The organism is Paraburkholderia sp. Ac-20340 (genome assembly GCF_017104965.1).
In the GTDB taxonomy this organism is placed as follows: Bacteria; Pseudomonadota; Gammaproteobacteria; order Burkholderiales; family Burkholderiaceae; genus Paraburkholderia.
This window is the reverse complement of sequence record NZ_JAAGPR010000010.1, coordinates 138533-163131: the sequence shown is the minus strand read 5'-3', so window position 1 is coordinate 163131 and position 24599 is coordinate 138533. Positions and strand designations below refer to the sequence as shown.

At 63.5% G+C, this 24599-nt stretch carries 18 protein-coding genes; 9 read left to right on the top strand and 9 right to left on the bottom strand.

Annotated features, from left to right (window positions below):
• Nucleotide 1: 1 nt before the first annotated feature.
• The 7 genes from vgrG (G3N59_RS15970) to G3N59_RS15940 are packed head-to-tail and all read right to left on the bottom strand — an operon-like array spanning nucleotide 2 to nucleotide 12235.
• Nucleotides 2-2830, bottom strand: coding sequence for a type VI secretion system Vgr family protein (vgrG, locus tag G3N59_RS15970; RefSeq protein WP_205983580.1), 2829 nt, complete (start codon nucleotides 2828-2830; stop codon nucleotides 2-4).
• Between the two features lie 29 nt (nucleotides 2831-2859).
• Nucleotides 2860-3357: a hypothetical protein gene (locus G3N59_RS15965; RefSeq protein WP_205983579.1), complete on the bottom strand. Its 498-nt coding sequence runs from the start codon at nucleotides 3355-3357 to the stop codon at nucleotides 2860-2862.
• Between the two features lie 41 nt (nucleotides 3358-3398).
• Complete coding sequence (locus G3N59_RS15960; RefSeq protein WP_241023480.1) at nucleotides 3399-3896, bottom strand: hypothetical protein; 498 nt, start codon at nucleotides 3894-3896, stop codon at nucleotides 3399-3401.
• Nucleotides 3874-7197, bottom strand: a complete 3324-nt coding sequence (gene vgrG / locus G3N59_RS15955; RefSeq protein ID WP_205983578.1) for a type VI secretion system tip protein VgrG — start codon at nucleotides 7195-7197, stop codon at nucleotides 3874-3876. Before vgrG (G3N59_RS15955) ends, G3N59_RS15960 begins: the two co-directional genes overlap by 23 nt.
• Nucleotides 7198-7255: 58 nt before the next feature.
• The gene (locus G3N59_RS15950; RefSeq protein ID WP_241023479.1) at nucleotides 7256-8050 is read right to left on the bottom strand and encodes a hypothetical protein; all 795 of its coding nucleotides are present in this window, start codon (nucleotides 8048-8050) and stop codon (nucleotides 7256-7258) included.
• A complete protein-coding gene (locus G3N59_RS15945; RefSeq protein ID WP_205983577.1) occupies nucleotides 8038-9288 on the bottom strand; it encodes a hypothetical protein in 1251 nt (416 codons plus the stop codon). The genes G3N59_RS15950 and G3N59_RS15945 overlap by 13 nt, the downstream gene beginning before the upstream one ends.
• Entirely contained in the window at nucleotides 9275-12235 is a 2961-nt protein-coding gene (locus G3N59_RS15940; protein WP_205983576.1) for a type VI secretion system Vgr family protein, read from the bottom strand. The genes G3N59_RS15945 and G3N59_RS15940 overlap by 14 nt, the downstream gene beginning before the upstream one ends.
• 416 nt (nucleotides 12236-12651) lie before the next feature.
• Between G3N59_RS15940 and G3N59_RS15935 the strand changes: the two genes are divergently transcribed.
• The 8 genes from G3N59_RS15935 (at nucleotide 12652) to G3N59_RS15900 (ending at nucleotide 21314) form a co-directional block, all read left to right on the top strand.
• Nucleotides 12652-12912, top strand: a complete 261-nt coding sequence (locus G3N59_RS15935; protein WP_205983575.1) for a PAAR domain-containing protein — start codon at nucleotides 12652-12654, stop codon at nucleotides 12910-12912.
• Nucleotides 12909-14333: a hypothetical protein gene (locus tag G3N59_RS15930; RefSeq protein WP_205983574.1), complete on the top strand. Its 1425-nt coding sequence runs from the start codon at nucleotides 12909-12911 to the stop codon at nucleotides 14331-14333. Before G3N59_RS15935 ends, G3N59_RS15930 begins: the two co-directional genes overlap by 4 nt.
• Before the next feature lie 371 nt (nucleotides 14334-14704).
• Nucleotides 14705-15667: an ABC transporter ATP-binding protein gene (locus G3N59_RS15925; protein ID WP_205983573.1), complete on the top strand. Its 963-nt coding sequence runs from the start codon at nucleotides 14705-14707 to the stop codon at nucleotides 15665-15667.
• 27 nt (nucleotides 15668-15694) lie between these two features.
• Nucleotides 15695-16456, top strand: coding sequence for an ABC transporter permease (locus G3N59_RS15920; protein WP_205983572.1), 762 nt, complete (start codon nucleotides 15695-15697; stop codon nucleotides 16454-16456).
• A gap of 162 nt (nucleotides 16457-16618) precedes the next feature.
• Nucleotides 16619-17686: a sugar ABC transporter substrate-binding protein gene (locus G3N59_RS15915; RefSeq protein ID WP_205983571.1), complete on the top strand. Its 1068-nt coding sequence runs from the start codon at nucleotides 16619-16621 to the stop codon at nucleotides 17684-17686.
• Nucleotides 17687-17696: 10 nt separating this feature from the next.
• Entirely contained in the window at nucleotides 17697-19304 is a 1608-nt protein-coding gene (locus tag G3N59_RS15910; protein ID WP_205983570.1) for a sugar ABC transporter ATP-binding protein, read from the top strand.
• Nucleotides 19301-20362 carry an ABC transporter permease gene (locus tag G3N59_RS15905; RefSeq protein WP_205983569.1) on the top strand — a complete coding sequence of 354 codons (1062 nt, stop codon included), beginning with the start codon at nucleotides 19301-19303 and terminating at the stop codon, nucleotides 20360-20362. The genes G3N59_RS15910 and G3N59_RS15905 overlap by 4 nt, the downstream gene beginning before the upstream one ends.
• Complete coding sequence (locus tag G3N59_RS15900) at nucleotides 20355-21314, top strand: ABC transporter permease (protein WP_205983568.1); 960 nt, start codon at nucleotides 20355-20357, stop codon at nucleotides 21312-21314. Before G3N59_RS15905 ends, G3N59_RS15900 begins: the two co-directional genes overlap by 8 nt.
• A gap of 21 nt (nucleotides 21315-21335) precedes the next feature.
• On the opposite strand, the gene G3N59_RS15895 is transcribed toward G3N59_RS15900, so the two are convergent.
• A complete protein-coding gene (locus G3N59_RS15895) occupies nucleotides 21336-22973 on the bottom strand; it encodes an MFS transporter (RefSeq protein ID WP_205983567.1) in 1638 nt (545 codons plus the stop codon).
• Nucleotides 22974-23138: 165 nt separating this feature from the next.
• Here G3N59_RS15895 and G3N59_RS15890 point away from each other — a divergent pair, with 165 nt between their 5' ends.
• Entirely contained in the window at nucleotides 23139-24134 is a 996-nt protein-coding gene (locus tag G3N59_RS15890; RefSeq protein ID WP_241023478.1) for a CAP domain-containing protein, read from the top strand.
• A gap of 5 nt (nucleotides 24135-24139) precedes the next feature.
• Here the strand turns inward: G3N59_RS15890 and G3N59_RS15885 are convergent, their stop codons facing one another.
• Complete coding sequence (locus tag G3N59_RS15885; RefSeq protein ID WP_205983566.1) at nucleotides 24140-24574, bottom strand: nuclear transport factor 2 family protein; 435 nt, start codon at nucleotides 24572-24574, stop codon at nucleotides 24140-24142.
• Nucleotides 24575-24599 lie beyond the last annotated feature (25 nt).

Here is a 24599-nt window from a genome sequence, read left to right as displayed (position 1 = left end):
GTCAGACCACCGGCAGCATGACGATACTGTCATGGCTCGCGCTAGCCGCCGACAATTTCAGTTGGCAATCCTTCGCACTGTTGCCTGCCAGCGAAGACTGGATGCTCGCGCCTTGTGGTCCGGTCAATTCGCGCCGCGCCGATTTGAACTCCACTTTTCCCGGCGCACCGACTTCGATATTGCCGCCCTCCATCTTCAGATAGGCCTTCGCGGCATTCAGTAGCACGCGCTTCGGCGCTTGCAGATTCGCGGCGCTCTGGCTGCTCGACAGCGTAAGCGTGCGTTGCGCGGCGACACCGAGCGCGCCGGCGTTCTGCGCCTGCAAGCTCACCGGACCGGTTGCGGCGTGTAGCGCAATGCCTTGCCCGGAGACGGGACGCTCGCTCGCTGCCGCGCCCTGCGTATAAAGCGCAATGCCATGCGCCGACGTCATGCTCGTCTTGCCTTTGACGGTCCACTGGAGATCGAGGCCCGCGCTCAACACGGTCTCTTTGCCCGACACCCAGACCTGGCTCTTTGGCGTCACCGCCGCGATGCCGTCCGCCCCGTGCGCAACGACGTGCGGACGGGTCCACGCGGTCGCACTACCACCGCCGCCGCTCTCCGCAGACGCACGGCCGTCACGTTGCGCGCTCAAGTCCGTTTCGCTCTTCTGCAAACCGACGATCGCGGCCAGTTGTGCCGATGAAGCGCCGCCCGCCCCATCCGCGTCCGTGCCCGAGCTTGCTGCAGCCGCTACAGGCTCCGCTCCCTGCTTGCGCGCCGCGTCCGCGAGACCGTCGAGTAGCTGACGGTTCTGTGTCAGCACCTGGTTTGCGGCACTCGCATCCATCTGGCTCACGCCGTGCGCCGCACTGATCAGCATGCCTGAGCCGCCGCGCAGCGCAGCCGACGCGTTGGTCGCCAGCTCCACGCCGTAGCCCCGGTCGGCCTGACGTACGTTGTCCTCGATCTGCTTGATATGACCAAGCGTCAGCCCGCTGCTGTGATCGGTCGTATAAAGACGCGCGCTGGCCTCGCCCGCGCTATCGTCGACGAGCAACTGCCGATAGCCGCCGGTGCCCTGTTGGCTCAGGCCCAGGTCCTGCGTCTTGATGCCGGTGAGCGCAGCAGCGTGGTCGTTGCCCTCAAACCAGGCGATCGCATTGCCCGTGCTGTTAGCTGGGCCGCCGGTCTGGGCATTGTGCTGGGCATCGGCATTGCCCTGACCGTTGTAGAGCGAACCCACCACGACCGGACGGTCCGGCTGGCCTTCCAGCCATTCGGTCCAGACCTCCTGACCGACGCGCGGCGGACTCACACCGCCCCAATTATCGCCGCCTACCGGAGTCATGACGCGCGTCCACGTGCCCGCGTTGCTGTCGGCTGGCGCGTTGGCTGCGTGGGGATGCTCCTCGCGGCTTGCGGCGTTCTGCCCACGCTGCGCATGGTGCTGGATGCGCACACGATGATCGCGGTCGGTATGAAGCGGATCCCCCGCGCCGACGACAATCGTGCTCTGCGCCCCCTGAACCGCAGCCGTCGCATGCGAGCGGGCGCCATGGCCGTTCTCGAGCAACGGCCGGTAGTTCTGATCGACCGGCAGCGCTAGAAACGCATTGCGATACACGGCGTCGTTGCCGGCAACCGGCGCCGTATGCTGAGCTGCGCTGCCCGGCGCGGCATGCAGGGCGTTGGCGAAACCATATTCGTTTGTTTCGAGGTCGGTCGGCTGCGGGATCGGGCCGACGGTCTGCAAGATCGCGGCCTGCACGTCGGCGTCCACGTTGGCGCGCACGTCATGCTGCACGCGCAGACAGACAAATGCTTCCGACACCTTCAGCACAGGATGATCGCGCATGGCGAAACGCAGGCCCGCACGCAGCGTCAGACGCGTACTCCGCCCCTCGCTGCGCTGCACGGCAACGCGCTGGGCGTCGAGTTGCTGCCACGCGCGGCGCTCGCCGAGCGCCGAAGTATGAAACGCGTACGGCCCCGCGACGTCGCGATCCTCGCCCGCCATCGCGACTTCGTCGGTGCGCACCTGCACCGGCCGGGTAGACAGCGTGCGATGGTCCCAACACGCGCGCGATACCTGGCCGATACGCCAGCGCCGCGCCGTCATGAAATTCTGGATATTGCCGGTGGGATCGCCGTCGCTATCCTGGTGATAGCCGATGATTTCCGGCTCATCTGGCGTAAAGCGCCGATTCGAATCGGCCAATACCAGCGTATGTGCGCCAAGGCTCGACGCGTTCGTATCGCCGGTATGCTCGAACCAGTAGAACAGACCTTCTTCGGCCCACAGGCGATGCAGGAAGTCGAAGTCGGACTCTCCCGCTTGCGTCGTCAAACTGCGTTTGCGGTATTGCGATGCCTGATCCAGCGTCCATCGCCAGGCGGGAGTCACTGCGCCGGCAGCGTAATAGCCGAAAATCTGCTCGCTGATATCGATCACGCTCGCGTTCTGGAAGCTGTAGTGATCGACGCGCTGACGCAATAGCGCGAGCCACGGCTCGACTTGCAGACGGTAGCGCGCCAGCCCGCCGTTGTATCCGGCAAGCTCCGCCGCGGTAATGTGACCGTGAACCGGACGACGTATATCGCTGCCTTCCTGGGCGAGCCATTCGACCAGAATCGTTGCGCCGACCAGACGATCGAGCGACAGTGCCGGGTTATCCGACAAGGCCGTCAGCTCGAAACGGTAGCCTCCGTGATCGATTGCCTCCCAGCCGTGGAAACTTTCGGCGACCAAGACATTGGCGCCGAGCGGTGTCGTCACCCACAGGAAGCGGTTGTTCTGCGACCATCCCTGCATCAACTTCTGGAGGGTGTCGAAAGTGGCAGCCATGATTTCGTCCGAACTGATAAGCGGCGCGGTCAATCGCCCAGCGAGGCGCACGGATTGTGTTGTTTTCCAGGCACGGCAATGCGGTTGGCACCATTGGCCTGCCGCAGCACGCAAAATATGGCGCCATAAACGGGTCCCGACTCGCCAACAGGAACGATCGCTGCGGTGTAGTAATTGTTCGCGTCCAGAGGTTTGGCGGGCGTATTGATGATTGCGCCCGGCACGGTTTGGCCGTAGACCAGACATTCGCCACGCTTCAGATACACGGCCGGTGCGCTGGCAGGGACGACCTCGTCCCAGTAGTCGACCGCGGGCGAAGCAACGCCTGTTTCCCGGCTCACGCCCACCCGGCTGATCCGGATCGGATCGGAACCGGTATCGTCGCTTGCCGGCAGGCAGACAGCAGGCTTTCCGTCGATTTCCTTGACGTCGAGATCGATGGGCCCATGCGACATGGCAGTCGCGCAAGACGCGCAGAACCAGCACAACGTCAAGCCGATCAGGCTATTTCGGCAGATTGTCTGCATTTGTTTTAATCCTTAGGCTTTCGTTCAGGAAAGCGGCGCGGTCAATCGCCCAGCGAGGCGCACGGATTGTGTTGCTTTCCAGGCACGGCAATGCGGATGGAGCCGTCGGCCTGGCGGAGCACGCAGAATATCGAGCTATAAACAGCACCGGTCTCGCCTGCATGCATGATCGTGACGTCGTAGTAGTTGTTCGCATTCAAGGGCTTTGCGGGCGTGTCGACAATTGCGCCCGATACGGTCTGGCCGTAGACGAGACATTCACCACGCTTCAGATAAACAGGCGGCGCACTGTCAGGTAAGGTCGCGTTCCAGTAAGTCACCGCTGGAGTCGTGACGCCAGTCGACCTGCTCACGCCAACACGCCTGATCTGGATCGGATTGGAACCGGTGTCGTCGCTTGCGGGCAGGCAGAAGGCTGGCTTTCCGTCAACCTGCCTGATATCCAGATCAATAGATCCTTGCGACATCGCACTCACGCAGGACGCGCAAAACCAGCACAACAGCACTGCGATCAGACTATTTCGGCAGATTGTCTGCATTCTTAGGATTCCGTAGAAATGGCTCCATTACCCACTTCAGTTGGCCAGGCGTCCCGACCGGACCATCGTGGTAAATGATCTGATAGTTCTTTGCGACGTGGATCGCATAATAGTCGGACAGGATATCGCCCTGCTGCTCCATGTTGTAGTCGTGGAATACGTTGTCGATATCGATCGAATATCGGTATGCGCTCTTTCCGCGAATGGAGACAAACAAGCCATGCAGTAACACGGTATAGCCCAGCTGATACTGCCAGACATGTGTCATCTCGTGCATGAACCACCCCCGGTTGAACGCCTTCACAGACTTCGCCGAAAAATCTTCCTCAAAGTCTTCCTCACGGAAATACATATGACCGTTGGGCGTAATGGCGGTACGTTTGCTTTGCAGGTCGAACCAGATAAAACTGCCTTTATGCACCCGCACCTTGTCGTAGTCGATACTGTCCTGGAAGACCGTTCTCGCCATTTCGATCTCGCCAGCCGTCAATGGGCGCTCGTGTCCCTTGATCGTCACCGTTTTCACTGAACTCCCTACGTTCACATCGTTCGTCTGGACACCATCGGTCTTGACTTCCACCTGCTCCGGCGAAGCATTCGCCATCCGCGTGCAGCAGGCCGCCATCTGCGGCGGCGTCAACACGGCTGATTCGATTGCCACCGGCGTTTGGGTCGCGACGCGTTCGGTCTTGCCTTCATCGTCGGTCACGCCGGAAGCCGCCGTGCCATCGGCCAGCTTCAGTTGATACGACACGCCGGAGAGCGGCGCGCCTTGCGCGTTGACGAAATGCAATTGCTCGTCGTAGAGCGCGAGCGGTACGGCCACGGGCAACGCAGGCAGCAGCGGCGACTGCGAGCCTGGCCCGACGAAAGCGTGCGAGCCCGCCTTGACCGCGAACTGCCCCGTCGTCTCGATCAATATGTCGCCGCCCTTGAGCGTGATGCGGCTCGGCCCCTGCTGGAGCACGATGGCGTCGTTTGCCAGCACCTCGACACGTTCGTCAGTCGAAGCGATCCGCACCGATTGATCCGCAATAATCTGCATCGACGAGCCATGCGCTTCGACGCTCACCGGGCCCTGATTCGCGATGGCCTTGATGCCGCCAGCAGCGGCATAGAGACTCGTCGCGTCGCCTGACATGCCCGCCACGGTCGCGCCGGCAGCGAGATGCGCATCGCTTTGCGCGGTCACGTGCACGTGCTGTTCTGCATAGGCAACCGCGCTATTGGATGTACTCAGCACGACGTTTTCCGGCGATTCCAACACAACCGCGGGCGCAGCAAAGCGCTCGACAGGATCGCCGGAAACCGGTTTGGTCGCGCTCTGGCCGTTGACCGAGCCGCTGTACCGGCCATCCTGAGTGGGATCGATTGCTTTCAGGAAGGCAGCCTGCGCATCGTTGCCCGCCAGTCCGCCGGCGCTCGCGCCAAGCGCCGCCCGATCCAGGCCCTGAGCGGTTTTCACCGCCTGCTTGAGCTGTGCGACGCTCTCGCCCAGATCCATTTGCGTCGAGACCGCCGACGTGCGCGCGGTGCCCGACACCAGCACGCCCTCGCCTGCGCGCACGACGCCCCAGCCTTGAGTCGCAAGCTCGAACCCTTCGCCGCGATACGCGCCACGCACGGTACCTTGCTGATCGATCAGATAACCCTGCGCAAAGCGGCTGTTCGCCACGCTGTTGCTGAGTTCGTGACGCAACTGGCTCGAGGAATCGTCCATCAACCAACGGCTACCGGTCTGCCCGTCGAGCGTCTGGGTTTGCAGGCCGGTGAGCACCCCCGAATGATTCGCTCCGCTACCGTCACCAGCTGCAAAGGGTGGCTGTGCCCGGCCGCCATAGACCTGGCCCAGCACGACCGGCATGTCGACATTGCCCGCATCGAAGCCGATCACCACTTCCGCACCCACGCGCGGCGTAAAGCTATGACCGAAGTTGGGCCCCGCCGATTGCTCCGCGATGCGGGCCAGCACGCCTGACTTATGATTGCCCGGCGCGTGCCCCTGTGGATTCGAACGGCTCGCCGTGTCGGTCAGTCCACCAGTCAGCGGCGCCTCGCCGCGCATCCACGCAAACTGCACGCGCACCTGATGGTCCCGCGTGCTGCTCACCCGGCTGGACGGCTCGCCAACCACGATCGCAGTCTGTACGCCATGCACGACGGGCCGATCGCGATGAGGCGGCACGATCGGCACGCCCGGTGGTACCGCGACAAAGCGGTTGCGATAAAGCCCGTTTTCGAGCTCGCTTTGCGCGAGCAACTGGGCGATCTCGGCGCCTAGATTGTTGGCCGCTTCGTGCTCAAGCGACAGCGGCACGAAGTCTGTCGTCCGATCCAGATATCCACTTAGTGTGTGAATCTTGCCGACTTCGAGCGTACGCGACGAACCGCCGCCGTAGTACATCGCCTTGGCCAGACGCAACGCATCGAGCCGTTGATCCGCGTAACGCTGCGCCTCGTCGGTAGTGTCGAAGCGGCCCGCGCGCTGCGCGTCGAACACCTCGCGCGCGGGCAACGCCGGAGCATCCTCGTCGGCTTGCGCATGCGAGCGGCCCGCCAGTGCGAGCAGGTTGTCTGCCTTCCAGCTCGCGGCGCTCACGCGGTCCGGAACCAGTTGATGGCGCGCCGTGAACGAGGTCATCACGCCATCCGGGTCGCCGACGTCCTGGAGTTTGAACGGTACCGTACTGCCTGTGCCTGGCTGCGCCTTGCGGTCGAACACGATGACCGTGTGATTGCCCGACGGCGTCTCGCCGGCGTCCTGCGCGTGTTCGATACGAAACGAAAGTCCGGCCTCGGACAACTGGCGCATGACGAAGTCGAAATCGGTCTCGCGGTATTGTCCGCGCAAACCGAACGTGTGCAGCGACTCCGTGATCTGGTAGCGTCGGCGCGCTTGTAGATAGTCGCCGAATACGCGTTCGCAGATGCCTGCGGTGTCCAGATCGACGAAATACAGGCAATTGCGCCGCAAGTGCAGGAATGCAAGCCAGGATTCCATCGTCAGCCGATAGCGCGTGATGCCGCCGTCGCTATCGCTATACGCGGCACATGTGATGTAGCCATTCCAGCAACGCTCGCCCGCGCCAGTCGCCAGACGCAAGCGCATCGCCGTGCCGGGCAGCGCACTGAGATCGAGAAACGGCGCACTCGACAACACGTCGATTTCGAAGCGAAAGGATTCGTCGACCGCTTCGCGCCCATGGAAGCGTTCGACCACGAACGCTCCCGGCATCGTCGTATCCATCTGGATCTGGCGAGTGGCCTGCGAATAGCCGTTCAATGCAGCAGCGATATCCATTCCGTCCTCTTGCGTTACGCGAAATGCGTTGCATATCCGATCGTCGATACGGCTTCGATCAATCTATGCCTTCTGCCTTTTTGCGCGTCACTCGCGCATTAGCTTCATCCACGAGCTGTTGGATGGATGTGTAGACCGGGTTCACGATGCCGTCTGTCACCTGCTTGCCCTTGCCGCGCAGAAACATCCATGCAGGCCACTCGCGCACGCGATCCACGGTTCCTACGTGAAATTCGCCGCACGGCGGCACGTGCAGTTCCTCGGCGGTTTTCTCGCCGGAGGTGTACAGCTTCCAGTCCGGCCTGAATACGCGATCCTGACAGGATTCGTGCCAGAAGATCATGGGCCGCTTTCTGTCTTCGGCGGGAAAATCGTCGAACACGAAACCGTCTTTTTTGCCGGAAACCGCAATCACGCGCAGATTTCCTTGCGCGTCCCGAATGCCGACTTTCCAGTGCGGATTGTCGTTCTGGTCGTAGTCCTGCCACGGATTGACGGCCTCCCGCAGAATCGTGCGGCTTCCGTCGCTTTTCTCCAGTTCGAACACCACGGTGCTTTTAGGGAAAGCCGACGAATGCCCCAAGGTGGGATTGCCCCGGATCTTGACAATGCCATTGGCGGGAACGCGAACTTCAAGCCCGTCCTTCGTATGGAGCGGTTCAACCCCGTCCGGCTGATCGAACAGCGCGACGACCGGCCCCACGTAGCTTTCGGGAATCACATAAATCAGCGGCATGCGTTGGCTCCGGTCGAATGCAAACGCCATTGCTGCGAAAGCCAGCACGGCGAGCAAAACAAGGTGGCGCCGCTTGACGCGGCGCTGCACGGATTGAGGCGGAACTACTTCTTCCATAGGCTGGAGTCCAGGTCTTCGCTGTCGGGCGCGCGCCCCTCGTTAGGGTTGCGATGCAGGTGGTAGTCGTTCCACGCCTGCACGGTGGCGTCGCGCGTCGCAGGCGGGTGTTTGAAACTGCCCCGCAGCCGCTGCCAGACGGCGCTCACATCCTCGTAGGCGGAAATATGCAATGGCTTGCCGAATGCGCCGCTCACGCCGTCGCCAATCCTGCTGAGCGAATCGGCGGGCCATGACACCACGTCCATGCCCGGCAGGATGACGGGCGGTCCATCTCCCGCCACGCCAGACCAGCCCGACTCATCCTGATCGCTCATACGGCGCGTGGGCGAACCCGCCGGCAATGCGATATCGCGAGTCGCAGGATAGTCGTCGCGCCGGTCGGGCGTCCCACCCAGAACCTGTGTGAATATCCACAGCTTCGAGCCGAATAGACCTTCGCGCGTCAGCTCCACGCGCAGTACATTGGCGAACATGATGCGCTTGTTGTCGCCCGCGAGGTGGGTCGCCGGCGTGCCGATACGCACGTGTGTGCCGAGAAATATCTTGTTCCCGCCCGGATCCTCGATGAACGCCTCGCAGTTCGGGAAGCCGTCGCCATAGACCAACATGCAGATGTCCATCCAGCGACGCACCCGCTCGACCTTGATCCACAGATGACCGCGCGTATCGAGCGTAGGCACCACCGTGGTGTGAAGCGTGTTCCAGTCCAGCCTCGAACCCAGGAAGGCGAAATTCTTGCCGCCATACCATGAGGTCACTTCGGCGATCTGCTCACCCGCATGTTCGCTCGCGAAATCGTTCGCTTCGACCGTCGAAGCGGGCTGATATTTTTTCTGCGTATAAGGTTCCGGGCCATCGGAAGCCCACCAGGGTCCCGATGAGGTATTGGAGGCTGCGTATTGCAACTCGTCGAGTTTGTCCTGAAACTTCTGACGGCTGGCGGCCGCGAGATCACACTTGTAGAGCTGCCACACGCGCGACGTGACGCTGCCAGTCGGCTGCGACGGATAGCTCGGATGGAAACTCTCCCCGAGAGAAAAGCCGCGCGTATCACCGTGGAACCGGAACCCGAGCGGCTCGAAGTGCTTGTTCGGATGAAACGAACGGATATTGACCGTGTAGCGAGCCAGCTTGACCATGGGAACAGTGATCGCGTGCCCATCCTGTTGCGCCATCGGCGTGCTGTCGGTCTGGGCCAGCAGCTTCGGGGCGGAGATGACTTCAGCTCCAGCCATGATCGATATCCTCGTTGCCGGCGTATTCCACCCGAATCGGCTTGGTCGCGGCCTTGGTCGAATAAGTCGCCGTGCGGCCGTCCGCGGCACTTGTAAGCGCTTCGATCTTGTCACCACTCTCGCCGACCAGACGATAAGGCAGATTCTTCACGGCGCTGCCTGTCTGCGTATCGCGCAGCCAGTAATATTCGTTGTATAAGCCCTGATCACCCCACGCGCCACGCGCCTTGTCGAGATCCGTTGGTCCCTCGAATTGATGCGCGGCTGCGTGGACCGTGAGATTGCCCGGGCATTCGAACGTCACATTGCCGTCTTCGATCAGCAGTGCCGCGCCGCCGCTCACCGCGAGACGCAAACCCTTTCCCGCGCCAATTTCCAGATCGCTTTTGAGCGACGCCACCGACAGGTCATCCTTGGCGCGCAAGGCCAGCGTGCCGTGTTGCGCCTGCAGATCGAGGTTGTCCTTGCCGGCGATCAGGCTAAGGCCAGCTCCCGCTGAACTCGCGCCGCCAGTGCCGATCGCGCCCGCCAGCCAACTGATGCCCTGACCGCTATGCACGCGCAACGTCTGGCTGACCGCGAGATTCGTATCGGCGCCGCTGCCGACGGTCAAAGTCTCGCCTGCGGCCCATTGCAGCGCCTGTCCCGCCAGCAGGCCCTGGCCGCCTTGCGCGGCGATCCCAAGCAGGGCGTCGCCGGTATGCGGCAACGCCTTGTCGGTTGCGCGGGCCGATGCGTCTGCGGCGGCCTGATCGAATCCCTCGGCACTCACCGTGGTCGCGAGACTCTGCGACAGCGAGGCGAGCGGCGCGGCCTTGCTGTCGAGCGCCGACTGGGCCGCATTGCGCACACCGCGTTGCGCAGCCAGCGGCAAGGTTTGGTGTGTGGCGGCGGCCTGATCGAATGTGCGCGCCAGCATGACCTGTTGCGCGAGCAACGATTTCAGCGCGGAGACATCGCCGACGGCTTGCCCTTGCACTGGCGCATAGCTCGATATGAGCACGCCGCGGCTCGCGCGCACGGCTCCATATGCATCCGATCGCATCTCGACACCTTGACCACGAAAACTACCGAGATAGTTGTCCGCTTGATGCCGTAGATGACCGAGATTGAGCTGGGTGGCAGCATGCGTGGTCGCCATCTGCAAGCGGCCCATGCCGTCGCTGTCATCCATGACCAGCTGGTTGTACCCGTCGCCTTCGAAACCCTGGCTCTTGAAGCCGGACAGTGCGCCGGCATGGTTGTGCCGTTGTCCACCCGAGCCAGCGCCATGCCACATCGGGCTGTAACCGCCGGCCTGATTGCCTTGGGCGCTCGCCGCATGATCGGCAGCTTGCGCATAGACCGATTCGTCGATTTGTCGACCCGCCTCGCCACCCGGCGTAGGTGACTCGCCCCCCTCGCCGCGACCGTTGAAGAGGCCGCCGAGGATGACCGGCCGATGGACCAGTCCGTTCATGAACTGCACCAGCACTTCCTGTCCGATGCGCTGCGTCTGCTGCATGCCATGACCATCGCTGGCGAGGCGCTGCATGGCACGCGTCGCAAAGGTGCCCGTATCGCTTTCCGCCTGCCAGTGATAGCGCAATCTCAACCGCCCCAGTGCGTCGGTGTGAACGGGTCCTTGTGCGTCGGCTTGCGATTTTCCCTGCGCCCCGACCACGATGGCAGTCTGCGCGCCGGGCACCGTCGGCACGGGATTCAGACGCTGCCCTGTACCGTCGTCCAGCGTGGGGCGCCATACCTGTTCGCGCGGCACGGCCTTGAAACTGTTCGCGTAACCGCCCGACTTCGCCTCTCTCAGCACGCGTGGGTCCAGCGCCACCGTCGGCGGCATGCCGAGTGTTTGCTCCAGCGCCTGCATGACCGTGCTGGGCAGATTGTTAATGCCGATATGCGTGAGTTCCGTCACGAGGAAGCTGTCGGGCGCCCGCTGCGCGCCGCTCATCGCGCGCCACGGTGCGTTGGCAATCCGCAGTGCCCGCCCGACCCTCGCCGTATGCAACGTGCTGCTGCCAATCCAGCGATGCGCGCTCGACACCATCGCGTCCGCCTGACGGCGCGCCGTCTCTTCGGCGGCACGAAACGTGCCGAACGCCTCGGGACCGACATCGTCGTAGAGTTCGAGGGAACCGGCAGCGCTTCCGAGGCTCGCCGAAGCCGTTGTCGACTGGTGGCTGCGATAGTCGCTGCTGATCAGCGTGATCCGGTCGGCCATCAACGAAACGAGCTGTCCCATGCCGAGGATTACGTCACTCTGCGCGCCTGCCGTGCCGTTCAGCCGTAACGGCAGGCCGCCAAGACGCGCCGAAGTGTCGTCCTCCTCGAGTTGCGCGCTGTCGTCGAAAACGAGCAGCGTATGACCAGCGGGCGCGTCAGCGTCTTCGACAAAACAGAAACCCAGGCCGGCTTCAGCCAGCACATGACGGACGAAGTCCAGATGCGTGTGCGTTCGATATTGCACGCGATATTCGCAGGGACCGAGCGCTTCGACGCGTTGATTGGCGTCGGGCGTGAGGCGCCAGCGGGCTGTCTCGCGGTAGTCGGCAAATACCGTGTCGAGCACCTGCGCCACCGTCCGGTTCACGAAGGTGCGTTGATCACGGCCGTGCGCGAGCGCCTCCAGCCAGGGCACCAGTTGCAGATGATAGCGAGCGATACTGCCGTCGTAGCCGACACATCCGGCTTGAGCGACAAGACCGCTGCGCGAGGCGCTGGAACCATCCGACAACGCCGTCTTGATGGTGACAGGCTGGCCGAGCATCGCATCGAGATCCAACGCGGGACTAGCGCCCAGCGCATAGACGTCCCAGCGGTAAATCCCTGAAAGCATTTCACTGCCGCTCCAGCGCTCGATCTGTAACGACGCGAGCGAGTCGGGACCTTCAAGGGTGTAGAGGCGATTTGAGGCGCTAAATAAGGAAGTCAGCGACGAGGCGGCATCCATCGGGTCCCACTCTCCGGTTATGCATTCTTCTATTTGGAAGCGCTACCACGCAAAAAGCCGGGACGTTTTTCCCACCCCCGATATGCTCCCCGCGTAAGGCATTTATCCGGTGACACTAAACCGTAAAATTCGTGATATTCAACCATGTCATCAACTACGATTTGACGACTTGATATTCACATCATAATATCATTGTCAGGATTGCGAAAGTAAACTCAATTTAGATTTACTGACCTTTGCAATGTATTTTTCACAACCTGTTTTCGATTTGCGTTCCAACGTAATGAAAAAATGACCTGCTTCGAAAAAAACAAACGGTATTGAGTACCGGTCAATAGAAATTGGTTGCCGTTTGAAAAGGCACGAATTACCGAATCATTCGAAGCGCATAATTATGGTAAAAAGGGGAAGCCGGTATGACGCGCCCATTTATAGTTCTCGGGGATCAACATAGCCACGGCGGCACGGTGACGAGCGCATCGTCGATTGCAAAAATCGACGGCAAAGGCATCGCGCGTCGCAATGATACGGTCAGCTGCCCGCTTCACGGTTCGAATCACATCACAGAAGGCGACGATTCGGCGATTATCGAAAATCAGGCCGCCGCGCGCGATGGACATAAAACTCATTGCGGCGCCATCTTGATTGCAAGCCAGTCGAATACGGGCTGCGAATGAGCGCGGCGCCTGTCCCGTCGCCCGCCATACGTGGACGCTCGCCGCTTCGTATTGCGTTATGGATTGCCTGCTCGTTCATTGCGGTCTGGGCGGCCCTGGCCCTCTACTGGCGATCCATCCAGCACGTGCCCAGCAGCACGGAATTGCTGCTGAACGGCATTGGCGTACCGCTTCTGCTCGTCATAGGCATTGCGGGAATCTGCAAGGGGTTGTTTGCCCCGTCGCAAGGCGCAGCATCGCCCCTCGATCCTGTTGAAGCTGCGCCATCGGGGAGCGGCAGCGAAAACACCTCGCAGCCCACGGCCAAGATTGCCCTTCTCGACGCCAGCATGCGACTGCCGGCAGGCATGAACGTCGACGAAGTGCTTGCAGTGGCGCGCGAAGGCAAGGTCGTCGGACTGCATCCGTCGTTGCTACTGCGTAACGGCGCGAAGGCCTTTGCCAACGCCGCAGCGTCGATCTGGCACGACGATTTCGAAGACGCCCTTACCGCGCTCGATGTCGACCCGAGGCTTAACGATGAGCAGCGCCGCGCAATAGTGCTTGCCGCAGAGACGATCGACGAATTACTTGAGCGGCATGCAACCACACCGGTCATCCCAACTGCCGAAACGATGCACGCGCTCGCGCCGCGGTTCAAACTGCACCTGTTGTTGCCTGAGCGTTGGCGCGCCGATGCGGTGATTTGCGCGGCCTGGCTCGACCGTCATCTCGCGCGCGGCCACTGGTTGCCGGCGGTGGAGCCGGCAACGACGGCGTTCGCGGCACGGGCTGTCGGCGCGCTCGCCCTACTCGATGCGCTGACCGTAGAGCTTGCTGCGCAGCCCTCGTCCGTCCGCCATATTCTCCTGGCCTGCGATTCGTCGCTCAGTCAAGCGACGGTGGACGCACTGGACGATGCCGGTCTGCTCTTTGCCCACAATCGGCCTGACGGCCTGGTGCTGGGCGAAGGCGCCTGCGCTTTGCTGCTTGCGCCGCCTGCGGCAGCAGGTGCAACGCAGGTACACCGGCTTGCTAGCGCCGCGCGCACGACGCATGCAGAACTGGCGCCCTTGTCCGGAGAGCAACAGTCCGCCACCTTGGTGCAACTGCTGGAAAGCGCCTGCGGCCACGCTTCGACTGCAGGTCTGACCTTGATGGATTGCGCGCTGGTGAGCGACGCGGATCAACGCGTCAGCCGCCGAGCGGAAATGGCCAATACCGCGCAGCAAGCATGGCCCGACACGGATAGCCGGCTTCGCTGCTGCCATCTTGGCCTCGCCAATGGCAGCAGCAACGCTGCACTGGCGCTTGGCACGGTAGTGGCGGCCGCAGCCCATTGCAATCAGACACTGCAGCCGACATTTGCAGCGTCGCTTGGCGATCCCCTGGAGCGTGGCGTGGTTCTCGTGATTCCTGGGAACAGCGTGGCCGACGTTTGACGCCGCGTCACCGCTATTTTCCAGTGAATCATCGTCGAGTAACCGACCGCACCAGCTCGAAACTTTCGTACCCAGTACGGTCGATTTAATCGACAGCTCGGTGGCCCTCGCCAGGCGCGCACGGGCCACCGAGCGCGACGCGCACACCGACGATGCCCGAACACGGTCTTCGTATGAATACATGGACTACCTCCAAAGTAGTCCAAGATTTTGTCCACATCCCCGGTAGTCAGGACTGAACTCGTTCCCGTCAAGGTCCATGACATAACCGGAGATTTATCACACAAAAAACACCTCCAACCAGCCCCCCCCCAAACCGCGGAATCAGGCCACTTCAATGCCTCATCCCCAATTCTGGTAATGTCTCGCACATGCAAACGATCCTCTCCGTCGAGAATCTCTCGAAAGTCTACGCATCGGGATTTCACGCGCTCACGAGCATCAATCTGGATATCGAGCGCGGCGAAATTTTTGCGCTGCTAGGCCCGAACGGCGCCGGCAAGACCACACTGATCAGCATCATTTGCGGCATCGTCAATGCCAGCGAAGGTCATGTGCGTGTTGCCGGTCACGACATCCTTACCGACTACCGCGCCGCGCGCTCGCTCATCGGCCTGGTGCCGCAGGAACTGACAACCGACGCGTTCGAAACCGTCTGGGCAACCGTCACGTTCAGTCGCGGCCTGTTCGGCAAGCCGCCCAATCCCGCCTATGTCGAGCGCGTGCTGCGCGATCTTTCGCTGTGGGAAAAGCGTAACAACAAGATCCTCACGCTGTCGGGCGGGATGAAACGCCGCGTGCTGATTGCGAAGGCACTCGCGCACGAGCCGCAGATCCTGTTTCTGGACGAACCCACCGCGGGCGTGGACGTCGAGCTGCGCCGCGATATGTGGGAACTCGTGCGCGGCCTCAAGGCCAACGGCGTGACGATCATCCTGACAACCCACTATATCGACGAAGCCGAAGAAATGGCCGACCGGATCGGCGTGATCAACGCGGGCAAGATCATGCTCGTCGAGCGCAAGGACGCGCTCATGCGCAAGCTCGGCCGCAAGCAGCTGACCTTGCAATTGCCCACGCCGCTGAGCGCGATTCCGCCTGAACTCGCCGCCTGGCGTCTCGAACTGGCCGACAGCGGCACCGAACTCACCTACACCTACGACGCCGAAAACGAGCGCAACGACATCATCACGCTGCTCAAGGATCTGAGCGACGCGGGCATCGGCTTCACGGATCTGAAAACCAGCCAGAGTTCGCTGGAAGACATTTTCGTGAGCCTGGTGGGCAAAGTCCCGCAATCCGCCACGCCGCCGGTCGTCGAAAACCGGTCGTAGAAACTGCAAGGAACAGGTGATTTCCCGATGAATATCCACGCAATCCGCGCCATTTACCGGTTTGAAATGGCGCGCACCCGGCGCACGCTGATGCAGAGCATCGTCGCGCCGGTGATTTCGACTTCGCTTTATTTCATTGTGTTTGGCTCCGCGATCGGTTCGCGCATCAAGGAAGTGAATGGCGTGAGTTACGGGGCGTTCATCGTGCCCGGTCTGATCATGCTGTCGCTGCTGTCGCAGAGCATTTCGAATGCGTCGTTCGGCATCTACTTTCCGCGCTTCACGGGCACGATTTACGAACTGCTGTCCGCGCCGGTCTCGTACTTCGAAATCGTGATCAGTTATGTGGGCGCGGCCGCCACCAAATCGGTGGTGCTCGGGCTCATCATTCTCGCCACGGCCGCGCTTTTCGTGCCGGTCCAGATCCTGCATCCGGTGTGGATGGTGCTGTTCCTGCTGCTCACTGCGGTCACGTTCAGCCTGCTGGGCTTCATCATCGGCATCTGGGCGGATAACTTCGAGAAGCTGCAGATCGTGCCGCTGCTGATCATCACGCCGCTGACGTTCCTCGGCGGGAGTTTTTATTCCGTCGATATGCTGCCGCCGGCCTGGCGCGTGATTACGCTGTTCAATCCGATCGTCTATCTGATCAGCGCGTTTCGCTGGAGTTTTTATGGGCTCGCCGATGTCGCGGTCGGCGTGAGTCTGGGCATGACGGCGGCATTTCTTGCGCTCTTTCTGGGCATCACCGCCTGGATCTTCAAGACCGGTTATCGGCTGAAGGCCTGAGGTCGCAGCACGAGCGGATTCGCCTGGAAGCAATCCACATCGGGCGATCTATCCTTAGCTCGATTCAATGTTTTACCGGCAGGCTCATGCCGTTTAGATTCGCAGCACAGCGCGATTTCCGCCCTCCCGCCGGAAACGCCGTGACAACGAATCGACGACGACATGAGCCACGAGACACTCCGCCCGCAAGCCCCCTTCAAACGCGCCGCCACGGCGCGCGCCGTGACCTTCGCTGTCACCTTCGCCATCGCAGTCGCGACGCTGGGCGCACTGGCCGGTTTCAGCGCCACAGCGCACGCCCAGGGCGACGCCGATGTGCCTTCGCTCAAAGGCAAGCGCATCGGCATCACGGCGGTCGGCACCGATCATTACTGGGATCTGAAGGCCTATCAGGGCGCCATCGACGAGGTGAAGCGTCTGGGCGGCACGCCCATCGCGCTCGATGCGGGGCGTAACGACAATCGCCAGATCGCGCAGATTCAGACGCTGATCGCACAGAAGCCCGACGCCATCGTCGAACAGCTCGGCACCGCGACCGTGCTGGAGCCGTGGCTGCAGAAAATCCGCCAGGCCGGCATCCCCTTGTTCACGATCGACACGGCGTCGCCGTCGAGCCTGAACGACACCACTTCGGATAACTTTTTTATCGGCGAGCAACTGGCCCTCAAGCTCGTCAACGATATTCACGGCGAAGGCAATATTCTCGTTTTCAACGGCTTTTACGGCGTGCCCGTGTGCGCGATCCGCTATGACCAGTTGAAGGCCGTGCTCAAGTACTACCCGAAGGTGCATATCATCGAGCCCGAGTTGCGCGATGTGATTCCGAACACCGTGCAAAGCGCTTACGCGCAGGTGAGCCAGTTGCTGGCGAAATATCCAAAGGGGCAAATTTCGGCGATCTGGGCGGCGTGGGACGTGCCGCAAGTGGGCGCGACCCAGGCCGTCGATGCGGCGCATCGCACCGAGATCCGCACCTATGCCGTCGATGGCAGCCCGGACGTCGTCACGCTCGTGAAGGACCCGAAGTCGAGCGCCGCCGCCGTGGTCGCGCAGCAGCCCGCGCTGATCGGCAAAACGGCCGTCGACAATGTCGCGCGCTATCTCGCCGGCGAGCGCAATCTGCCGCCCTACACCTACGTGCCGTCGATTCTCGTGACCAAGGACAACGCGCTCGACGTGCAGAAAACGCTCGGCCAGGGCGCGCAGACCGGCCAGCTGGCGTCGAAGTGAGCGCGCTGGCATGAGTACATCGAACGGCGGCGCGCCTGCGCTCGAACTGCGCGGGCTCGTGAAGCAATATGGCGGCGTGCAGGCGCTGCGCGGTGCGTCCTTGAGCGCCGCGCGCGGCACCGTGCATGGCCTGATCGGCCAGAACGGCGCGGGCAAGTCCACGCTCATCAAGATTCTCGCGGGGCTGGAGCGAGCGGACGCAGGCGAGATTCGCGTCGATGGCGTGCAGATCGACGCCGGCGCGCGCAGCGGGATCGCCTTCATTCATCAGGAGCGGCTGCTGTCGCCGACCTTCACCGTGGCCGAAGCACTCGCGCTCGGCGACGAACCCACGGTCGCGCCGCGCGCGCGAGGCCTGCGCGCCCTGCTCCCGCTCGATGTGCGCCGCCTGCGCCAGCGTGCCGTCGAGGCGCTGGACGAACATTTCGGCATCGCCTTGCCGCCGGACCGGCTGATCGGCGAACTCAGCGTTGCCGAGCAGCAGATCGTGCAGATCACGCGCGCGCTGATCCGCTCGCCGCGCATTCTGGTGTTCGACGAGCCGACGGCCGCGCTCGTGAGCCGCGAAGTCGATCGCCTGCTGCGGACCATCGATCAACTGCGTGCGCGCGGCCTGACGATTCTCTATGTTTCGCACTATCTGAACGAGATCGCTTCGCTGTGCGACGGCGTGACGGTGCTACGCGATGGCGCCGATGTCGCACACCTCGACGCCCGCGAAACGCCCATCGAAACGCTGGTTTCGGCGATGATCGGCGCGCAGCCCGAGGCGCGTGCGCGCCGCACGTCGGCGTCGTCGTCGGCCGCGTTGCAGGATGTCGTGCTGGAGGCGCGCGATCTGCACGCGCCAGGGCGTTTCGGGCCGCTTTCGTTCACGCTGCGGCGGGGCGAAGTGCTGGGCGTGACTGGGCTGGTCGGTTCGGGCGGCAAGCCGCTGGTGCGCAGTCTGTTCGGTCTGGAGCGCGGCGTGCTGGGCGCATTGCGCGTGCGCGGCAAGACCGTGCGCCTGCGTCGTCCCGCCGATGCGGTGCGCGAACGCATCGCCTTCGTACCCGAAGATCGCCGCCGTCAGGGCGTGGCGACTGCCCTGCCCGTGCGCGACAACCTTTCGCTGCCGGCGCTCGGCGGTTTCAGTCGCTTCGGTCTGATCGACACGCGTCGCGAAACGGCAGCGGCCCGCGCGCTGATCGACGCGCTCGGCGTGCGCACGCCCGGCCCGCTGGCGCCGGTGCGGCATCTGTCGGGCGGCAACCAGCAGAAGGTGGCGCTCGGCAAGTGGCTGGGCTGCGCGACTGACGACGGCGCCGCCATCTATCTCCTCGACGAACCGACGGTGGGCGTCGATGTCGGCGCGAAAGCGGATATCTACCGGCTGATCGACACGTTGGTCGCGCAAGGCGCGGCGGTGCTGATTTTTTCGAGCGATCTGCACGAACTGCTCGATGTGACCGACCGCGTGCTGGTGTTGGCGCGCGGTGCGATCGTGCAGGACGTGCCATCGCATGCGGTCACGACACAGGATCTGCTGGCGTGGGCCACGCTCGCGCGCACGGGCGATGCGGGTGATGCGGGTGATTCGGAGGATTCGGGCGTAGCGAAACAGGAGAACGCGGCATGACCGGCAAGCTGATCGGGCGCGTCGATGCGCTGCCTGCCAACCATGCAGCCGATCGCGCCGATCCCGGCACGACGCATTCCGGCAGCGGCGCGAGCGCGCAATTCTGGGTTCGCGGCGGCGCCGTGCTGGCCTTCGCACTGGTATTCACAGTTTTCGCGGCCACTTCGCCGCTCTTTCTGACGCTCGCGAATCTCGCGAATATCGTGCAGCAATCGGCCGTGGTCGGCGTGCTTGGCCTGGGCCTCACGGCAGTGCTGATTGGCGGCGGCGCCGATCCGATCAAAGGCGGTCTCGATCTCTCGATCGCCGCGAATATGGGGCTGTGCGCCGCCGTGCATGCCGTTGCCCTGCGCGCGGGCGCGCCCGCCACAGCGGCCGTGGGATTCGCGCTGGCGGCGGGCGTGGCGGTCGGCGCGCTGAACGCGTTTGCCGTGCTCGGCCTGCGCATCCTGCCGCTGCTCGCCACGCTCACGACGATGAATCTCTGCGCGGGCCTCGAACTCGTGCTCACGCAGAACACCTCGGTGCCGGCGGCTTCGCCGCTAATGGCGTTCCTGATCGATGAAGGCGCGTTCGGCATTGCGCATCTCGCCACCGCTCTGCTGGCCGTCGCCGCGGTGTTGACCGTGCTGGTGCACAACACGCCGTTCGGGCTGCGCCTGCGCGCCAGCGGCGAACACGCGCAGGCCGCCCGCGCGGCGGGTTTGAACGTGCGCGGCTACGTGGCCGCGAGCTATCTGCTCGGCGGGCTGGCGGCCGCGCTGGCTGCATTGGCTTCGTCGGCGCTGCTGAGCGGCAGTTCGCCCGGCGCGGGCGAAAACCTGCTGGCCGTGGTGGCGTCCGCGCTGCTCGGCGTCGTGTTCTCGCGACGCATGGTGCCGACCATGCCCGGCACGCTGCTGGCCGTGCTCTTTATCGGCGTCGTCGGCAACGGGTTTCAGCTCGATAACGTCTCCAGCTACTGGGTCAATGGCGTCGAAGGCGCGCTGATCCTGTTCGTCGTCGCCACGACGGCGCTGCTGCGCCGCCGTCATCTCGGAACTCATGCTCATGACTGACTGGTTCGCGCGCATTCAGCGCTTCTCGCTGCCGGGCGCCTTGCTGGCCGTCAGCGTGTTCTTCGCGCTGTGCTCGCCGGGTTTCGCGCGACCCGGCAATCTCGCCGATGTCCTGCTCAACAACTTCGCCCTGCTGGCGATTGCCGCGCTGGGCATGACGCTGGCGTTGTCGATTGGCGCGGTCGATCTGTCGATCGGCACGGCAATCGACGTCAGCAGTCTCGTGTTTGTGATCCTGAGCGCGCATCACGTCGGTGTGCCGCTGGCGGCGCTGGCCGCGCTCGCTGCGGCCTTGCTGGTGGGCGTGTTCAATGGCGTGCTGGTTGCGGGGCTGGGCATTGCGCCGTTTCTCGCCACGCTCGGCACGCTGTTCATCGGCCAGACCTTGCAGCAACTCGCCACCGACGGCGGGCAGCCGGTCTATCTGCTCGGCGTCGATCTGCCGGCGCTGTTCGGCGCGCTCGCGCACGGCACTTTCGCGGGCGTGCCGGTGCCGCTGTGGATCGTGGCCGTGCTCGCGCTGATCGTGCACGTTGCGCTCGCGCATTCGGTGTTTGGGCGCCATAGCGCGGCGCTCGGCACGCAACCGGGCGTCGCGCGTTATTCGGGGCTGCCGGTTGCGGCGATTATCGTGGCGACCTTCGTGGCGGGCGCATTAATTTATGGCGTCGTGGGTCTGCTGCTTTCGTCGATGGTGAAAGCGTATGTGCCGCAAGCCGGTAACGGCTATCTGCTCAACGCGATTGGCGCGACCTTTATCGGCACCACGCTTTCGCGCGCGCGGCGGCCCAACGTGCCGGGTACGCTGCTGGGCGTGCTGCTGTTGAGTCTTGTGGCCAATGGCTTGCTGCTGATCGGCTGGAATTTTTACTGGCAGCAGGTGGCCACGGGCGTGCTGATTTTTGCGGTGCTGGCGCTGAGTTTTGCTGCGCGGCGCGGGGAACTGGTTTGACGTGAAATTGAGTTGAGGTAATCAGCTCGCACCGGCGTCCCTCGCGCGCGCCTGCGGGCTGATCGCCACCGCCGCGATCCCCGCCGCGGCAAACGCACACACCGCGCACACGGCGGCAACGGCACGCAACGCATCGATGATGGCATCGGCCTCCACTTGCGCCGCCGTCGCGGCGGGCAAACCATACGCGCCTGCGGCCGCACTTGCAGCGTGCTCATCGGCTTCCAGCAACTGCGCGCTGCGGCGCGCATCCTGCGGCACATGCAACGCGTCCAGCCGGGACGCCAGCGCCGCATCGTGCGACCACACGAACACAATGCCCAGCACCGCAATCGCCAGCAGACCCGCCACGCGCGCGACAGCGTTATTGATCCCGGACGCCACGCCGGTCCGCTCGCCGGACACCGCGCCCATCACGGCTGTGGTGAGCGGCGCAACCGTGATCGTCATACCCAGGCCGAGCACGGCGAGCGCGGGAAAGAAGCCGCTCCAATAGCCGCCGCGCACGAGCGGCAGCGCCAGCAACAGAAAGCCGATTCCGGCGATGCCGGGCCCGATCGTCAGCAGCGCGCGCGAACCGAAGCGGTTCGTCAGTCCGCCGGTGAAGCGCGACAGCAAGCCAATCGCGACCGGCACCGGCAACAGCGCCGCGCCCGCTTCAGTCGCGCTGTAACCGTGCGCGCGAATCAGCGTAAAGGGCAGGAAGAAGAACGCGCCGCCCAGCCCGAAATACAGCAGCAGCGTGACCAGATTGGCGGCGGTGAAATCGCGCGAGCGGAACACGTCGAGCGGCATCATCGGGTTCGCGCTGCGCGCTTCGATCAGCACGAATACCGCCAGCACGAGCACGCCCGCGCCCATCGCGCCCAGCACCCAGGGATGCGCAAAGCCGCCCGCCGACGCCTGGGTCAAACCGAACGTGAGCGCCGCCAGCCCCGCCGCCGCGCTAAAAGCGCCCGCCCAGTCGAGCTGGCGCGGCGCATCGGCCTTGTGGCTGTTGGGCACCGACGATATCGCCAGCGCAATCGTGAGCGCCGCGAGCGGCAGGTTCAGAAAGAAGATCGCGCGCCACGAAAACGCATCGACGAGCCAGCCGCCCGCCACCGGCCCCACTGCCGACGTGATCGCACCCACCCCCGCCCAGGTGCCGATGGCGCGTCCGCGCGACGCATCGTCGAAGACCGCGCCGATAATCGCGAGGCTGCTGGGCACCAGCAGCGCGGCACCGACGCCCTGAACCGCGCGCGCCGCGATCAGCGCGGCGGCGTTGGGCGCGAACCCGCAAGCCGCCGACGCCAGCGTAAACAGCGCAATGCCCGCGATAAATACCGTGCGGCGCCCGAGCCGGTCGCCCATCGACCCGCCCACCAGCACCAGCGAGCCGAGAAAAAGCAGATAGGCATTGACGACCCACTGCATCGCCGCCACACTCGCGCCCAGTTCGCGCTGGATGGACGGCAAGGCGACGTTGACGACCGAGCCGTCGATGAACGCCATGCTCGAACCGAGGATCGTCGCGGCAAGCGCGAGCCGCTTGTGCCGGCACGGACGGTCGAGCGCCGTGGGCTGGGCGTGGATGACGAGTTCATCGCACGGGCTGGCCTGCGCGGCGATAACACGCACGGTCCTGCGCTCACGATCGGGGAGAATCCGGTTCACCAGGTTCGCTCTGTTGCGGATCGACGCTCACCCGAGTCTGTTCGCGCCCACAAGGCAAGTCAACCCAACGCACGGCAAGTCGCAAAAACGGCCCTAAATTCGACCGATTTGGGGCCGATATGCAGTTCTGGACGCAGGAATGCGTCGCCATCATTCATTCACACGATGTACCGCAAGACGTTTTCCGCTGCCCTGTTTTCGATCACCGCATTGCACCTCTGCGGGTGCGCGACGCGCCACACCGCCAGCGAGGCAGCCGCTGCGCCCTATACCGGGCCGCGCATCACGCTGCACGCCGCGCCCGGTACTAACGCAATCGCCGATCTGTCTGACGAAAGGACGACGAGCGCCATCGCCTTTTTGAACGCGCGCCGCGCGGAGCTGGGTTTGAGCGCGCTGGCATCCGACCCGCTTATTGCCAAAGCGGCGCAGGCGCACGCGTCCTATCTCGAAGTGAACCGCGCGGCGGGCCACGAAGAACGCGCCGGCCTGCCCGGCTTTTCCGCCGCCGATGTCACCGCGCGCGTGCGTCTGCACACGCAAACGGCCGGCGCCAGCGAGGTGTTTGCGGTCTACGGCGGCCAGCGCGCGCCAGCGCTGCCCATCGAGGAAATTTTCGACTCGCCCTACCATCGCGGCGCGATGCTCTACGACTGGGGCCGCGCGGGCGAAGCCGTGGCATCGGGCAATAGCCAGATCGTCGTGGTCGATTTCGCCGATCCGCAGCCGGCCATCGGCGCCACCGAACTCGTGGCCTATCCCTACAACGGGCAAAAGGATGCGCCGCTCGCGTGGCAGGACATCGAGCAGCCCGACCCCATGGGCCCCGATACGCGTTACCGGGGCGCGATCCTCGGCTATCCGATCACCCTGAGCGGCGGCACCAACGCGCATATCGAACTGGCCACCTTCGACTTGCGCGACCCGCATGGCAAGAAAGTGCGCTGCCAGATCGCGCCGCTGACCGCCGCCGACGCCGGCCGCAATACCGCCGTGTGCACGCCGTTTTCGCCGCTGCGCCCGCACACCACCTACAGCGTGCGCGCGACCGGTCTGCTGACGCAGCAATTCGGCGTGGCCAACGCGCCCTTCGACCTCGAATGGTCTTTCACGACCTCAGCGGCGCACGCGCGTTCGTGGTTGCAGCAACCCCACGCCTGAAGCGATCAGACTTTATACGCGGGCAAAAACTGCGCGAGCCGCGCGCCCATTTCGGCGCCCAGCACCTGCAAGGCGTTGAACGGCCGGATCATCACTTCGAATTCGACGATAAGACCGGCTGCGTCGAAACGAATCATGTCGATGCCCTTGAGCGCCTTGTCCTGCACCGTCGCGCTGAACTCGAGCACGATGTCCAGGCCATCGGCGCTGCTGAACTGGCGGTGATAGGTAAAGTTTTCGAAGATCGTGATCACGGTGCGCAGCGCCATCAGCAAGGCGGGCGCGGGGCCGTAGGGCTTGAACGCCATCGGCGAACGGAACACGGCTTCGGGATGAACAATCGACTCGAGTTTGCCGAGGTCCTTGCTGGCCACCATGTCATGCCAGATCGCGAGCGAGCGCGCAACGGCGGGCGTCAGATTCAATGCATCGTTATTCATAGGTAGTCCGTATCAATAGGAATTA